This is a genomic window from Paenibacillus bouchesdurhonensis, from assembly GCF_900155685.1.
Taxonomy (GTDB): Bacteria; Bacillota; Bacilli; order Paenibacillales; family Paenibacillaceae; genus Fontibacillus; species Fontibacillus bouchesdurhonensis.
The window spans coordinates 3,820,062-3,836,125 of record NZ_LT732548.1; the positions used below are offsets into that span (position 1 = coordinate 3,820,062).

Annotated in this window: 14 protein-coding genes; 2 read left to right on the forward strand and 12 right to left on the reverse strand. The window is 48.2% G+C overall.

All coding sequences use genetic code 11. The features are described 5' to 3' along the window. Positions 1–27: 27 nt before the first annotated feature. Entirely contained in the window at positions 28–249 is a 222-nt protein-coding gene (locus CZ379_RS21325; RefSeq protein ID WP_110933460.1) for an alpha/beta-type small acid-soluble spore protein, read from the forward strand. An 82-nt stretch (positions 250–331) separates the two neighbouring features. Here CZ379_RS21325 and CZ379_RS21330 read toward each other — a convergent pair whose 3' ends face one another. The 10 genes from CZ379_RS21330 to CZ379_RS21375 form a co-directional block, all read right to left on the reverse strand. After that, positions 332–895: a lytic transglycosylase domain-containing protein gene (locus CZ379_RS21330; RefSeq protein ID WP_110933461.1), complete on the reverse strand. Its 564-nt coding sequence runs from the start codon at positions 893–895 to the stop codon at positions 332–334. Further along, positions 892–1,488: a dephospho-CoA kinase gene (gene coaE, locus CZ379_RS21335; protein ID WP_110933462.1), complete on the reverse strand. Its 597-nt coding sequence runs from the start codon at positions 1,486–1,488 to the stop codon at positions 892–894. The genes CZ379_RS21330 and coaE overlap by 4 nt, the downstream gene beginning before the upstream one ends. Before the next feature lie 41 nt (positions 1,489–1,529). After that, positions 1,530–2,360, reverse strand: a complete 831-nt coding sequence (gene mutM, locus CZ379_RS21340) for a DNA-formamidopyrimidine glycosylase (protein WP_110933463.1) — start codon at positions 2,358–2,360, stop codon at positions 1,530–1,532. A gap of 610 nt (positions 2,361–2,970) precedes the next feature. Further along, on the reverse strand, positions 2,971–5,637 hold the full coding sequence (gene polA, locus CZ379_RS21345) for a DNA polymerase I (protein WP_110933464.1): 2,667 nt from the start codon (positions 5,635–5,637) through the stop codon (positions 2,971–2,973). A 224-nt stretch (positions 5,638–5,861) separates the two neighbouring features. After that, on the reverse strand, positions 5,862–6,521 hold the full coding sequence (gene phoU, locus CZ379_RS21350) for a phosphate signaling complex protein PhoU (protein ID WP_110933465.1): 660 nt from the start codon (positions 6,519–6,521) through the stop codon (positions 5,862–5,864). A gap of 19 nt (positions 6,522–6,540) precedes the next feature. After that, positions 6,541–7,296, reverse strand: a complete 756-nt coding sequence (pstB, locus tag CZ379_RS21355; protein WP_110933466.1) for a phosphate ABC transporter ATP-binding protein PstB — start codon at positions 7,294–7,296, stop codon at positions 6,541–6,543. 195 nt (positions 7,297–7,491) lie between these two features. Further along, positions 7,492–8,691, reverse strand: a complete 1,200-nt coding sequence (locus CZ379_RS27085) for a methyl-accepting chemotaxis protein (protein ID WP_324616496.1) — start codon at positions 8,689–8,691, stop codon at positions 7,492–7,494. A 248-nt stretch (positions 8,692–8,939) separates the two neighbouring features. Continuing rightward, on the reverse strand, positions 8,940–9,671 hold the full coding sequence (locus CZ379_RS21365) for a response regulator transcription factor (protein ID WP_110933468.1): 732 nt from the start codon (positions 9,669–9,671) through the stop codon (positions 8,940–8,942). Positions 9,672–9,838: 167 nt separating this feature from the next. Beyond that, positions 9,839–11,635, reverse strand: coding sequence for a two-component system histidine kinase PnpS (pnpS, locus tag CZ379_RS21370; RefSeq protein WP_110933469.1), 1,797 nt, complete (start codon positions 11,633–11,635; stop codon positions 9,839–9,841). Positions 11,636–11,637: 2 nt separating this feature from the next. Next, positions 11,638–13,182 (reverse strand): fumarate hydratase, encoded by a 1,545-nt coding sequence (locus CZ379_RS21375; protein ID WP_110933470.1) that lies wholly within the window; start codon positions 13,180–13,182, stop codon positions 11,638–11,640. A 165-nt stretch (positions 13,183–13,347) separates the two neighbouring features. Between CZ379_RS21375 and yfbR the strand changes: the two genes are divergently transcribed. After that, the gene (gene yfbR, locus CZ379_RS21380; RefSeq protein ID WP_110933471.1) at positions 13,348–13,977 is read left to right on the forward strand and encodes a 5'-deoxynucleotidase; all 630 of its coding nucleotides are present in this window, start codon (positions 13,348–13,350) and stop codon (positions 13,975–13,977) included. Positions 13,978–14,086: 109 nt separating this feature from the next. Here yfbR and CZ379_RS21385 read toward each other — a convergent pair whose 3' ends face one another. Both CZ379_RS21385 and CZ379_RS21390 read right to left on the reverse strand, forming a co-directional pair. Beyond that, positions 14,087–14,956 (reverse strand): SDR family oxidoreductase, encoded by an 870-nt coding sequence (locus tag CZ379_RS21385; protein ID WP_110933472.1) that lies wholly within the window; start codon positions 14,954–14,956, stop codon positions 14,087–14,089. A 158-nt stretch (positions 14,957–15,114) separates the two neighbouring features. Then, positions 15,115–15,993 carry a glycosyltransferase family 2 protein gene (locus tag CZ379_RS21390; RefSeq protein ID WP_110933473.1) on the reverse strand — a complete coding sequence of 293 codons (879 nt, stop codon included), beginning with the start codon at positions 15,991–15,993 and terminating at the stop codon, positions 15,115–15,117. Between the last annotated feature and the right edge of the window lie 71 nt (positions 15,994–16,064).

Genomic DNA, 16,064 nt, shown 5'->3' on the forward strand with positions numbered 1-16,064 from the left:
TACCAACCACAAGGAGGTGAACATATCATGGCCCAAAATAATAATTCTTCGAATAACCTGGTGGTTAGACAAGCTTCCGGAGCACTGGAGCAAATGAAATATGAAGTAGCTCAGGAACTTGGCATCTCTTTCCCACAAGATGGATATGCTGGTAACCTGACTTCTTACGAAAACGGTTCGATTGGTGGTTACATCACCAAACGTTTGGTAACGATTGCCGAGCAACAATTGGCAGGTCAATACCAATAATCATGACCAACTGATTTCTATGAAGCATTGGTGCAGGCCCAGCCTGTCCAATGCTTTTCTATCATGACAGTCCGGGTATTCGTTACAAGTTCTCGTAAACATCAGAGTATTGGTCGTAGTAATGGGTAACTCTTTGCACATAATGTCTTGTTTCGCCAAAAGGTATATTTTTAACGGATTCGAGCCGTCCGTCCCACTTGCCGCTGCGCAGCCAGTTCCGGACATTGGTCGGCCCTGCATTATATGCCGCTATCATTGCGATTTCATTGCCCTCGAATTGCTCATAGAGGGACTTCAAATACCAGGTTCCAATCGCGATATTGGCATCGCTCTCTTCCTTCACCTTATCCAAGGATACATCCGGCAGCTTCGATTGTTCAATGACCCATTTCGCAGTATCCGGCATAATTTGCATAATGCCAAGCGCACCCTTTTTGGATTCGGATCCTGTCTTATAATTGCTTTCTACCCGAATAATCGCTGCCACCATCAAGGGATCGAGGTCATGCTTCTGGGCATGCACCTTTATTTCCTCTTTATAATAAATAGGATAAAATAAGGCCAGCCACTTGGAGTTAAAAAATAAAATAACGGTAAATCCGAGAAACAACAATAGCAGCACTCTCTTTTTACGAAGCCACTTCATAGCAAGCCCTTGTTCCGCCAAAAATCTTCGATCTGCGACTCCGTCTTGTCCAAACCGAGGCTGTTATCAATCAAAATATCCGCCCTTTCCTTCTTCCATTCAATATCCATCTGGGCTCTTATTCTAGCCTCTGCCTGCTCCAATGTCAGTCCGTCTCTTTCCATCAATCTGCTAAGCTGTATTTCACGGGGCACATAGACCACCATAACTTGGTCAAACATCGTGTCCAGTCCGGATTCATACAGCAAGGGTATATCCACGACGACGAGACATCCAGGCTGTGCTTCCTCAAAGTCAGCCATCCGTGTTCTCATTTCAGCCCGAATGGCCGGGTGCGTAATCTCGTTAAGCGCCTTACGCTCCTCCGGGTCGGAGAAGACGATCTCGCCTAGCTTTTTGCGATTTAAAGTTCCATCTTTATGAATGACGGCCGCTCCGAAACGCTTCTGTACCGCCAGCAGTACCGGGTGCCCTGGTTCCATAACCTCTCTGGCGATGACATCGGCATCGATTAAGACGGCGCCCCTCTTGACTAACATCCGGGAGACCGTACTTTTTCCCGTTGCGATTCCGCCTGTCAGTCCGATATTCATCCATTCACCTCATTCTCCAGATTTGCTCCATTCTTAGCTGACTATCCGTTAATCTGGCAGTTGGGACAATAGTGCGTGCCTCTACCACCGACTACGCTTTTCTCGATAGGATGTCCACAATTCAAGCATGACTCGCCCTTGCGTCCGTAAATTTGCAGCGAATGCTGGAACATCCCCATTTCGCCCTGCCCATTAACATACGATTTAATCGAGGAGCCCCCAGCTTCAACCGCATCGGTCAAGGTAACGATAATTGCCTCATGAAGTGAAACCCATTCTTGATCGGATAACGTATTCGCAGGGCGTTCTGGATGAATTCCCGCCCGAAACAAAGCTTCATCAACATAGATATTTCCAAGCCCCACCACATATTCCTGATTTAAAAGCGCAACTTTAATTTTGGTTGACCGCTTGAACAATATATCCCGAAGCACGTCTGATGTAAATGTAGCTTCCAGCGGCTCAAGTCCCAGCTTCATTAGCGGCTTCTCCTTGAACTCCTCACCAGGAAGGAATAGATGCATCGTGCCGAATTGCCGTACATCCTTATATCTTAATTCCGTACCATCCGTAAACCGGAAGATGACATGCGTATGCTTCTCTACTTCCTCATCCTGATCATATAACCCATACCGGCCTTCCATTCGCAAATGGGACACCAATACGAGCTGATCCATAATTATTCTTAAAAACTTGCCACGACGGCCAACATCCACAATAGTATGACCCGCCAGTTCCATTTCGAACCGTCTTATATCGTCGGGACGCTGAATAATTCGCGGCAGTGACACTGTCACCGATTCTATCGTCTTTCCGACGATGAGACCGGACAGCGTACGTCGAACGGTTTCGACTTCCGGCAGCTCTGGCATATTCTTTCACCTCAAACTTTATCTGTTATTGCTATTTAACTTCATAAATAAGCGGATCTATTCGATTTCCATTTAAAAGTCGTTTTTCAGCACCGGGCTTATTCTTCCGCTGTGCGTTTTTTCAAAACGCTTTAGGTTGCGTGAACCCTTGGCCTATGCTTCCGTAGCGAGTTTTGCTCAGCAAAACTTTCAGGAGGAGCGGAGTTCAACGTTTTCGAAGAAACCGGCTTCGGAAGCATAGGCTAGAGAAGCCTACATGAGCACCTGCAATGTTTCTGCAAGAAACATGCTTCGGAAGCATAAGCTTTCGAGGGTGAGCGCAAGATTCGATGCCGAGATACATTCAGTCAAGCATCGTGATCAAAAGCGACCTTTTTGAACTACCACTTCAATAAAGGTTCAAAAAGTCGCTTTTCAGCACCGAGAAGGTTGCGTGAACCCGAAGATGGAGGAGCGCAGTGTAGGAGAAGCCTACATGAGCACCTGCAATGTTTCTGCAAGAAACATGCTTCGGAAGCATAAGCTTTCGAGGGTGAGCGCAAGATTCGACGCCGAGATACTTTCAGTCAAGCATCGTGATCAAAAGCGACCTTTTTGAACTACCTCTAAATTATTTGGCTTCGTACCAGTTGGTTCCGCTGCTAACCTCCGCCTTCAACGGCACCGACAGGGTCAACGCCCTCTCCATCGTTTCCGGCACAAGCTTGCTCATCGTCTCCAGTTCCTCCGGTGGAACCTCGAACACCAGCTCATCGTGTACCTGCAGCAGCATACGGCTCTTCAAGCCGTGCTTACGCAATGTCTCATCCATCAGCACCATCGCTAGCTTGATAATATCTGCAGCCGTGCCTTGAATCGGTGTATTCATTGCTGTACGCTCCGCAAACGAACGCAGATTAAAGTTGGAGGCGTTGATTTCCGGCAAATAGCGTCTGCGTTCAAGCAGCGTAGTTACATAGCCGTCGCGCTTCGCTTCTTGAACGATTTCATCCATATAACGGCGCACACCCTGGAATGCCTCAAAATACTGCTCGATAAAATGAGCGGCTTCCTTTCTAGTTATATGAAGGTTCTGGGATAATCCATAATCACTGATGCCGTAGACTATTCCAAAGTTGACGGCCTTTGCGGAACGGCGCATATCGGCATCTACCTGTTCTTGTGTTACACCGAACACGTCCATCGCCGTCTTCGTATGGATGTCCATATCATGCAGGAATGCTTCCTGCAAGCCCTTATCGTCCGAAATATGTGCGAGTACCCGAAGTTCAATCTGCGAATAGTCAGCGGCAAGAATATACCAGCCCTCTTCGGACGGCACGAACACCTGACGAATTTTACGTCCTTCTTCAAGCCGTATCGGAATGTTCTGCAAATTCGGAAATTGACTGCTCAGTCTGCCGGTCGCAGCGATCGTCTGCCGATAGAACGTATGAACCTTCCCTGTATCCGGACGAATCTCCTTAAGCAATCCTTCCACATAAGTAGATTGCAGCTTCGCGAGCTGACGATACTCCAGTATAAATTGAACGATCTCATGATACGGTGCCAGCTTATCGAGCACCTCGGCATCGGTAGAATATCCCGTCTTCGTCTTCTTCACTACCGGGAGCCCCAGCTTATCGAATAGAACTTCGCCCAATTGCTTCGGAGAGTTCAAATTGAACTCCAAACCGGCAAGTTCATAAATCCGGGTTTCCAGCTTCTCGATCTGCGCTTCGAATTCCTTGCCCAGCTCTGCCAGCGCCTCACGGTTAACAGCGATTCCTTGCTTCTCCATATCCGCCAAAATACGCGACAACGGCATTTCCAATTCATAAAAAAGCCGATTCATTTCATTCTTCTTAAGTTCTTCCTTCTGCAGCGGAATTAGGCGCAGCATCGCCAGCGCCTTGCGGGCCAAGTGACGACTAAGCGTCTCCTGATCCGGAACTTTGAATTTGGCTCCTTTTCCGTATACCTCATCATCCGATGGCACAGAAGGCAGACTATACTTAGCTGCCAGCCCGCTGATTGTCTGGTTATTGTCCGTCGGATCAAGCAAGTAAGCCGCCAACTGAATGTCATGCTCTGCTCCAGCGAACAAAATTTCTTGCCAATGCAGCGCTAAATCTGCCCGGTGCAAATCATAGCCGCACTTTGGAATTTGCGGATCCGCAAGCCATTCCTTAATCGGCTTCGCTGCTTCGCTTAGTAGAAATTCGTTGGACACAAAGAAATGATGTTCCAGTGAAGACAGGATCAGCCCCATAACCTCGGCCTGATGCGGGTTATCTCCGTGAGATTCAACATACATCACTTCAATCTTAGGCAACTGCTTCTCAAGCTCCGGCAAAGCTGTCTCATCAACAACCGTTACATCGACTTCATCTTGCTTCCGTGCACCCTCATCTCCCGCTTCGGAGGCCCCGGCTCCTTCACTGAAAGACAAGCGCTCAAGCAAAGATTTAAATTCCAGCTTGCGCAGCACAGGTGCCGCCTTCTCTTCCTGCAAGCCGTGAAAAATCATATCATCAAAGGAACGATCAATCGGAACCTCGCGGTGAATCGTGGCAAGCTGCTTGCTCAATCGCGCATCCTCCGCATGCTGGACTAAATTTTCCTTCATCTTGCCTTTCAGCTCGTCCGTCCGGGCAAGCACTTCTTCCACGGAGCCAAACTGATGAAGCAGCTTCAGTGCCGTCTTCTCTCCGATTCCCGGAACTCCGGGGATGTTATCCGAAGCATCGCCCATAAGACCCTTCAGATCGATAATTTGCTCCGGGGTAAGACCGTATCTATCTTTAATTTCTTGAGGCCCATAAGGCTCGACTTCACTGATTCCCTTACGGGTCAAGGCTACCTTAACCTTATCGCTGACTACTTGAAGCATATCCTTGTCCCCGGTTACGACGAGGACTTCCTTGCCGGCCTCCTCCGCCTGCCTGCTGATCGTGCCGATAATATCATCCGCCTCAAACCCGGCTAGCTCGAACCAGCATATTCCGAAGCTTTCCAGCAATTCACGCGTTAACGGAAACTGCTCTGACAATTCTGGCGGCGTCTTCTCGCGTCCTCCCTTATAGTCCTCATAGCCTTCGTGGCGAAATGTAATCTTCCCAGCATCAAAAGCTACCATAATGTGAGTCGGCTTCTCGTCTTGAATGAGTCTTAACAGCATATTGGTAAATCCGTACACAGCGTTCGTATGTAAACCGCTTGAATTATTCAGCGGCGGCATGGCAAAGAACGCCCGGTAAATGATACTGTTTCCATCAATTAGAATTAATTTCTCCATAAAGCACCTCGTTCTTCAGCATACTCCTGACTATTATTCTAACACATGCTCCCCGGATATATAAAAACAATACGTCAACTCTCCATGAAGTTATTTTCAAAGCAGGCTTATATAGGGGATTTGGGGACTCCATGATACTATTAAGCAGAGCAAATGCAAACAGCAAAGCGCCGGAAATTCCGGCGCTTTGCTGTTGTTATATCTTTATTCTTGATTAGGACTGCCTATTGATTGAGATCAGGCCGATGTCCCGTAACAAGGTAAACGGTGCTCTCTCCGATATTCGTAGCATGGTCTGCAATACGCTCAATATATCTTCCAACCAGCGTGAGCAGCATCACCTGCTGTACCGAGTCAGGATGAGTAATGACAATCGAATACAACTCGCTGATCATTTGACTATACAGATGATCGACCTCATCGTCGTCCTTGGCCATCTTATAGGCCAAATCCGTATTTTCGTCCAAATAGGATTGAAGCGATTCTTCCACCATAACCTCTACCAGCTCCGCCATCTTCGGAATATCCACAAGCGGTTTAAGCAGCGTCTGCCCTTCCAAACGCAACGTTACCTTAGCGATATCGACCGCGAGGTCTCCCATACGCTCCAAATCGCTGGATATTTTAAATGCAACAATAATCCGGCGAAGATCTTTAGCTACAGGCTGCTGCGTAACAATCAATCTGGAGCCGATTTCCATCACTTCTTCTTCCATTTCGTTCAACTTCAGATCTTCTGCAATAACCTCTTTAGCTTTGCTTGAGTCCAAGGAATGCAGCGATAAAATGGATTCTCTGAGGGCATGCTCCACATGCTCTCCCATTTCTCTCAGCAACTGCCGCAGTTCCTCCAAATTTTGATCGAACTCTCTTCTTTGGATCATACCTCACTGCTCCCTTCTGTTAACCAAAACGTCCTGAAATATAATCTTCGGTACGGGAATCCTGTGGTGTCGAAAACAGTTTTCGAGTATCATCTGTCTCAATAATTTCACCACTCAGGAAAAAAACGGTCTGATCGGAGATCCGAGCCGCTTGATGCATGTTATGAGTAACCATAACGATGGTATACCTGTCTTTTAATTCTTGAACCAATTCTTCGATCTTCAGTGTAGAAATTGGATCGAGCGCTGAAGTCGCTTCATCCATTAACAGAATGTCTGGCTGGACAGCGATGGCTCTGGCGATGCAGAGCCGCTGTTGCTGACCGCCGGATAAACTGAGCGCGGAACGTTTAAGAAAGTCCTTGACCTCATCCCACAACACCGCTTGACGAAGGCTCTGTTCTACAATTTGATCCAGCTTGGCCTTATTCTTAACGCCATGCAGACGGGGGCCGTAGGCAACATTATCATAGATCGATTTCGGAAAAGGATTCGGCTGCTGAAACACCATGCCGACCTGTTTGCGCAACGTCTCTACCTCCACATCGTCACTGTAAATATCCTTGCCGCCAATTTGTACGGTTCCCTCGATTCGCGTACCCGGAATCATATCGTTCATCCGATTGAGTGTCCGCAGCAATGTGGATTTGCCGCAGCCCGACGGGCCGATAAATGCGGTAATAGCTTTCTCTGGAATATCCAGGGACATATTCTTAAGCGCCTGAAATTGGTCATAATACAAATTCAATTTATCAATATGGATGATCGGTTCCATGTCATTTCTCCTTCATATCTCAGCAGCATACCGACAACAGCTATTGGGTCAGTTATTAGTGTGTATCAAACTTTAGACATAAAACCATTTTACCTTCTTTATGTAAAAGATATTACCCTGAAATGTAAACGCAGTGTAAAATATGTTTTCCACACATTAACATATCAGCGATTCTCAGAGTTTTTTGAAAGCAATTTAGCGTTCCCCAGATAACTGCCCGAGTTCCTGCAGCACAATCTCGGTCTTCAATGCTGCATTTCCTGCGGTCTGGTACACGTCCCGCCCCCTTGATTCCACACTTCGTACCGATTCAACGAGCATTTTAAAAGTATGATCCGCACTGTTCACCCGCTCGTGACTGAGCTGCATTTCCTCCGTGGCCAAGGATGAAGCGTCTGCCGTTTGCCGAACAAGATCGCTGATTATGCTGAGGGTTGACCCGATATCATCCGAGAACTGCTTGGTTTGATGCGCCAACTTTCTAATTTCGCTGGCGACGACCGCAAACCCCCTCCCATGCTCGCCGGCATGAGCCGCCTCAATCGAGGCATTCATCGCAAGCAAGCCACTGCGATCGGCCAACTCCCGGATCGAAGCAGTGATTGACGAGATATTGCTTGCATGCTGCTGTAAAGCAGTTACCTGCTCTGCTTGGGATTTTGTCAGCGACAGCACGCGGCTAAACGAGGCTTGCACCGCTCCAAGCTCAGATCGGCCAGTTGTCGCAAAGCCGCTCATCTCCTCTGACTCCCGCAAGCTGCGTTCGGAAGTAATGGACACCTCCTTGACCGATTGATCGATTTCAAGTACTCTGGCCTGACTTTCCCTAACAATCGCTTCTCGAGTTCGATCCGCTTCCCGCTGCAGCTCTCTCGACATCAGCATGAGATCCTGAACCGTCATAACACCTCTGAACTTTCCTTCCTCCGTAAGAAGCAGGCTATCATAGAACACAGCGGCGCCCCGGTTCAAAGCTGCGTCGATCAGTTGCCTTGGCGAGGTAGTTATCTCCGTGATCAGCGGCGATTTCTCGGCAAACATCAAAGCAGGCCTCTCATAGAATAAATCCGCGGCAAAACGCCCGGCCAATTGACGATAGAAGGCATCCCTCATCAAAAGGCCCAATGGCCTATTCGAGAGATCGCACACAATGACGCAAGGGATTTTAGCATCCGCTTGAAATAATTTCAGAACACCAAGACAAGATGCCTCTGGATCTGCCGTCGGCACAGTTCTGCAGTAGGCTTCTGTCTTCACTGCACTGCTGTGATCGCGCATAACTGCAGATGAAATTTCTGCATCCTCTTTATCCCCCTTGGATTGCTCTACAAACAATTCAGCAGCACTAAAGTCGGTTGTAACATCCTCTCGCTCAGCAACAGCCTGATTAACCACACTTACCACTCCCCCATCCGTACCTGCTCTTCAGTCTTCTCTCTCTCTGAATGAATCATAGAAGAAATTTGTTAAGCACGTGTCAACGGTACTTTGGGCCTATGTTAAATGTTTTACAAACTAATGAACTTGGAGCCTACCATAGGAAAGATTGATTGTTTTTACAAGTACTCCCCTAAGAAGCTTTCCTCCAAAAAAATGGCCCCTGTATTATTCAGAGGCCATCCTTTGTATTGGTTATAGATCATTCAAATGGTTGATGCCTTCTTCTTGTTAACGACCAGCTTATAACCGACTCCGCGAATGGAATCAATATATACCGATCCGGGATCAAGCTCCAGCTTCTTCCGCAGCGAGCTTACGTGCACGTCCACCGTCCGCTGCCCGCCGATATAGTCGAATCCCCATACCGCATTCATCAAGTCGTCCCGCGTCATGACTACTCCCGGCTTACGAGCCAAGTACAGCAGTACCTCGAATTCCTTCGGCCGCAGCGTGATTGGCTCGCTCCCTAAAGTTACTTCATACTTCTCCGGATAAATGACGAGATCGCCCAACGTAATTTGCGAACCAGTCTCTTGAGAATGCGACTTCTTCTCCGGCTCATCCAGTCCCGAGGATCTTCTCAGCACTGCGGCTACGCGTGCCAATAGCTCAGCTACGCCAAAAGGCTTCGTAATATAATCATCTGCTCCCGATTTCAAACCCTGAACGACTTCCTCTTCTGCGTTCTTCGCAGTCAGCATAATAACGGGTGTCTTCACGCCTTCATTCCGAAGCCTTGACATAATTTCGAACCCGTTCATGCCCGGCAGCATCAAGTCCAGCAATATCAAATTAAAATCGTTTTTCAATGCCGTTTCCAACCCAGACTGTCCATGCTCCTCAACCACGACTTCATAACCTTCGCTTGAAAGATTATAAGACAGAAGCCTCGAAAGCGTTGGCTCATCCTCAATAACTAACAGCCGTTGCGTCATAGTACCCCCCATTTTCTAGTCCAGCATAATGGATGTCGACGAATCATGACAAGCCCAGCATATCATGGCATTGTTAACGTAGTGTAAAATTTTCAATGAATTTCACATTGTACTTATTTTTTAATTTTCAATTTTCATTTCATACTATTTATATACCCTATTGTTAATCAATCTATAGGGTGCATAAGAGGGAGTTCAAGGATAAACGAGGTTCCTTCACCTACTCTGCTCTCTACCCGAATCATGCCCCGGTGCAGATCCACCAAGTGCTTAACGATGGATAACCCCAGTCCTGTACCGCCTGACCCCCGGGAACGAGCTTTGTCCACTCTATAAAACCGCTCGAAAATTCGCGGCAAATCCTTCTTCGGAATACCAATGCCCGTATCGCTAACCGTGAACCGGATCATCTCATGCTCCCCGCCCTCGTGCAGAACCTCGGCGGTGACTCTTACCCTTCCGCCTTCGAGCGTATAGCTGATCGCATTCGAAATAAGATTCATAAATATTTGCCGGAGCCGATCCTCATCTCCCTCGATAAATAAATGCTCCGGGATTTCCTGCAGTAAAACAATGGATTTCTTGTTCGCTGCAGGAAGGAGCACCTCAATGACACTGTCCAGCAGCTCTGTCAGGTGAATCGGTGCATATTCCAAGGGAACACGCTTGGATTCAATTTTGGACAATTCCAGAATGTCCCCGATCAATCGGTTCAGCCGATCGGCTTCATCATAAATAATTTGCAGGAAAGAGCGCATGGTGTCGGTATCCTTAACCCCTCCAGATAACAATGTCTCGGCAAATCCTTTTACAGCTGCAATCGGTGTCTTCAACTCATGGGAGACATTTGCCACGAATTCGCTGCGCATTCTTTCCAGCCGGCGAATATCGGTCACATCCTGCAGCAAGAATAGCATTCCCCGGTAACTTTCGTCATCTTCACTCATCGGAACGCCATCGAAATGGAGAGTTCTCTCTTCGGGATCGTATACATTGCGTTCTTCCTGCAAATATTCCTTATGCTGAATGCCTTCCTCCATGAACTTCATGAACTCATAATTTCGCTTCAGAATCGAATAAGGCTTGCCTAAGAGCTGATCCCCTTGCATATGCAAAATCCGTTCCGCCTCTCGGTTTACAAGTGCAATCTGGCCAGCGGCATCCACCATCACAATTCCTCCGGTCATGTTCGCCAAAACGCTTTGCATCAGATCCTCATTATCCCTAATCCACTTTAGCTGCTGCTGTAAACTGTCCGCCATCCCGTTAATGGCAAAAGCCAATTGACCGATCTCATCCTTGCGATGAAGCTTTACCCGCGCGTCATAATCCAGGCTGGATATTCGATTAGCTACGCGCGTGATATGCTCCAGCGGCTTGGTCAGTCCGCCTGCAATTCGATAGCTAAGAAGCGCTGCCGCCAGGAACAGAATGATCAGGCCTCCGGCCATCCACGCCCATCCCCGGTTCATTCCTTCATCTATGGCATTTAAGCTCATCGATAAGCGAATATATCCGTCGAAGCCCTCGGCGGAGTACACTTTATGAGCGACATAAAGCATGTCTTCATCAAGCGTCTCGCTATGCCGGATGATGCTGCCGAACTTCCCTTCCGACGCTGAAAGGATCTCCTCACGGTCTAAGTGATTATCCATATCAGCAGCATTCTTCTCTGAATCCCCAACCACTCGCCCGTCCAAGTCAATGAAAGTAACCCGAGAGTTGATACGCTGCTCCAGTTCCTTCGCTTCCCGCGTATAATATTCCACCACTTGCGGACTGTTGTCGAGCGGACGAAATGGGAAGGTATACTCTAATAAGCTTATTTCTCGCACCAAGTTCTCTTCCAGCGCACGGATGTGCGAGTCCTTAAATACCTTTACCATGGATAATCCCGCAGCAAGCATGGATATCCCAATCAAGCTCATCAATATGAGCGTCAGCCGTGTTCGAAATGTCTTCATGCTTATTTAAATACCGGCTCTTTGAATGCGGCCAGCTTCTCTAACGAAGATTTCTCCACATCCGCATGCAGACTTTCACCATGAGAATCCATCGTCACAATAGCAGCGAAACCGTCTACTTCCAAATGCCACATTGCTTCAGGAATACCGAATTCCATGAAATCGACGCCATTAACGTTCTTAATGCACTCAGCGTAATATTGCGCTGCGCCTCCGATAGCATTCAAATAGACGCCTCCATGCTCCTTCAGTGCCTCAAGCGTCTTCTGGCCCATGCCGCCTTTACCGATTACAGCGCGAATGCCAAATTTCTTAATAATGTCGCCCTGATAAGGCTCCTCGCGAATGCTCGTCGTCGGACCCGCAGCCTTGACATGCCAGCCCTGCTCATCCTTCAGCATGACCGGCCCGCAGTGATATATAACTGCGCCATTCAAATCAACTGGAGCGTCATGATCCATCAAATATTTATGGAGAGCATCGCGGCCCGTATGCATTTCTCCCTTGATGACGACGACATCTCCTACACGCAGGCTGCGAATCTGCTCTTCCGTAATCGGAGTATGCAGAACCACCTCACGGTTCGCCTTAGAAGCCGGCTCGGCTGCCGCGGCAACGGCTGACTCGCTATCCTGGATTGCTACCTCCGACCCGCGCTCGTACAACCAATTCATAATTTCTCCGCTAGCCGGATCAATGGCTACGCCTTGCCGTCTAAATGCCCAGCAATTGTATGCGACAGATACGAAGAAACTAGCAGGAAGACGATTCGCCGCGCCAATCTTACAGCCAAGCAGCGTTACTTCCCCGCCGAAACCCATCGTTCCGATGCCCAGTTTGTTTGCATTATCCATAATGTATTCTTCAAGCTGCCGGAGTTCCTCCACCGGATTCACATCATCGGCAGAACGAAACAATTGCTGCTTCGCGAGCTCATATCCCGTTGTCCGGTCGCCCCCTATGCCAACGCCGATAAATCCAGCACTGCAGCCCTGGCCTTGAGCCTGGTAAATCGCATGTAGAATACATTTGCGAATGCCGTCCAGATCACGTCCTGCGCGCCCCAGCGCCTCCAATTCGGCAGGCAGGCTATATTGAATATTCTTATTCTCACAGCCGCCGCCTTTTAGGATAAGCCGGATATCTACAACATTCTCTTCCCATTGCTCAAAATGAATTACAGGCGTTCCCGGCCCTAAATTATCCCCGCTGTTCTCTCCCGTCAGCGAGTCAACTGAGTTAGGACGGAGCTTGCCCTCTTTGGTTGCCCGCTGGATTGCCGCGAGGATTCCCTTCTTCATCTCTATTTGATTCGCACCGACAGGGGTATGCACGATAAAAGTAGGCATGCCTGTATCTTGACAAATCGGCGATACTTGCTCCTCAGCCATTTTAATATTCGTCGTGATCGTGGATAGAGCAAGCCCTGCTCTAGTATCCTGATTTTCCGCCAGTGTTCCCCGCTTTATCGCCCGCCGCACATCCGCAGGCAAATTCGTTGAAGTCTCTACAATGAGTTCATACACGCTTTGTTCAAACTGCCGCATAATCCAAGATCCCCTCTCTTGTCTTCAAGTAACTAATTGACACAAAATTGCTGCGAATCTTACTGTTGGATTAACCTGTACATTAGTCTTATAATAACATAAACATAGTGACAGGTTGACATATTCTGTTCAAATTTGCTCGTTAAGAAGAGAGGTAGTTCACCGATGAATTTTCATTTCTCCGCCTACATGTACCGTCTTCGTTCCATTAAGCGCTGGAGCCTGATGAGGAGTACGGCCACTGAGAATGTAGCCGAGCATTCTTTCCACGTAGCCTTGCTCACTCATCTGCTATGCGAAATTGGCAATCGTCTATATGGACGGAGCCTTAATTCAGATCGTGCGGCAACGCTAGCTTTATTTCATGATGCAACAGAAGTGTTTACAGGCGACATTCCGACCCCTGTCAAGCACCACAATCCCCGGTTACTATCAAGCTTTCGCGAGATGGAAGGAATAGCAGCGGAACGCCTTCTGTCCATGGTGCCCCCGGAGCTCCAGCAAACCTATGGGCCATTATTATCCCCAAGCAAGCTGGCCACCGGTAATACAGAGGACAAGGAACTGCTTAGATATGTTAAAGCTGCGGACAGCCTAGACGCTTACTTGAAATGTGCCTGGGAGCTCACATCAGGCAACCGTGAATTTGCCGTAGCGAGGGATCAACTGTTAGAGAAGCTGAACCGCCTCGATCTTCCGGAGGTCGATTATTTTCTTGAACATTTGGCCCCCAGCTTCGATATGACGCTCGATGAGCTATCCGAACAAGCAGAAGCTCCTCCTCATTCGCCATAACCAGAAAAATCGCTCCAAGGATAAGCTATTGTCTCACATAGCGCTATATCCTTGAGAGCGATTGATTAACTTCTATATGCCTAGCCCCAGTAAGAAGCGAAAAAAGCTACTATCCATTCACGATTTCTCCGCCGTTGATATGGATCACTTGTCCACTAATGTAGGACGAGTCATCACAGCCCAGAAACACATATGCTGGTGCTAGTTCCTCCGGTTGACCCGGGCGCTGCATCGGTGTATTGCCTCCGAATTGAGCTACTTGCTCCTTATCGAAGGTAGAAGGAATGAGCGGCGTCCAGATCGGCCCCGGGGCCACAGCATTAACGCGGATTCCTTTCTTGCCGACAATGTTCATTGAGAGTGCCCGCGTAAAGCTGACGATCGCCCCTTTCGTTGCTGAGTAATCGATCAGCTGTGGATTTCCTCGGTATGCAGTTACAGAGGCCGTGTTAATAATCGCGCTGCCCTTCTTCAAGTGAGGCATCGCGGCCTGTGTCACAAAGAACATTGCAAAAATGTTCGTTCGGAATGTCCTCTCCAACTGCTGGGCCGTAATGTCAGTAATTTCCTCTTGCGGATGCTGCTCAGCGGCGTTATTGATCAGAATATCCAGTCCGCCAAGCTGATCGACCGTTTGCTGCACGGCCTGCTTGGCAAAGGATTCGTCTCCTAAATCCCCGGAAATGAGCAAGCATCTCCGTCCCTCCTGTTCGACTTCTTGCTTCGTCTGCTTTGCATCCTCATTCTCGTTTAAATATACGATAGCTACATCAGCACCCTCTTTGGCATAGGCAACCGCCACCGCACGGCCAATCCCGCTGTCTCCGCCTGTAATTAACGCTACCTTGCCTTCTAGTTTGCCTGCTGCTTTATAGTTACCTTCATACTTCGGACGCGGATTCATTTCCCCTTCGATTCCGGGCCGCTGGTTCTGATGCTGCGGAGGCATGGTTTGCTTACTTTGTCCACTGCCTGACATGCTGCATTCTCCTTCCTCGCCTGTGAATTCATTTCCTGACCTTCTTAGAATAACCCTTGTCGTTCGGCTTATCCGCCTTCCTGCAAATCATGCACGTTAAGGAGTTAGTCAATTGGAAATTACCACAACGAGCTTGGGTTTAAACAATGTGGCGCGAATTACAGCATAATGTCAAAACGATGAGCAAACCAGACCGGATCAAATTTGCGAATCTTCAAATACTTCTCCCCGGCTGCATCAAACTCTTTCCGATCCGGGCCGACATACTGTTCTCCATCACATGCCCGTACCAACTCACGAGTCTTAGCAATGATCTCTTCTTCGAAATGCATCCGGGTTAAATTGATCACATCGCTGCCCCAATAAGCAAGCCGCTCATCCGGCGGGTAGTTATGCCTGAAGACCAGCGTGAGACAGATTTGGGGAACGTAATAGCACACGCGCCCAAGCAGCCAGGTTCTTAAAGAGAATTCCGCAGTCTCTATTTCCTTTGTAAAGAAACCGTCCTGTAGTCCTCCCAACTCTTGAAAAGTCTGACGGCTCACGGCAAAGCAATCCGAGGAGAGCCAAGGAATATCACCTTGCTTTGAAACTGCAGGAAAATTATAAATCGAGGCGAACAGTCCCCCCGCTGGAAGCTCACAGCGCTGGATGTTGTCAGGGCGGCCTTGTGCCGTAAAATCCGGTGTAGTACAATCCGCCCTGCCATGCTGAATCGGCTCCAGCAGCTCCTCCATCCAGCCGTCTTCGAAATACAGCCGAGGGCTGCAAAAAATCAAATAACTCCCCAATGCATGGAAAGCCCCCAACTGTCGGGAAGATATCCCGCTCTGTGCCTTGAATTTGCGAAGCGGCTTATCAAATTTGTAGTGAATCAGAAAATCACAACAGCCGTCCACAGAGCCCTCGTCAACGATGATGACTTCATAGCTGGAAGCGACACGAGACACCTTCATGGATTCTAGCGTTGTCTGTAAATCAATTCCTTCGTTCTGCACCGCTATAATGACGGATACTAGAATAGGTTGAGCAGACATGATTTCTCTCCTTATAAGTGGATATAATAAAATATTGAATGGAAATTAAGAAAATTTTACTCATTGGTTAC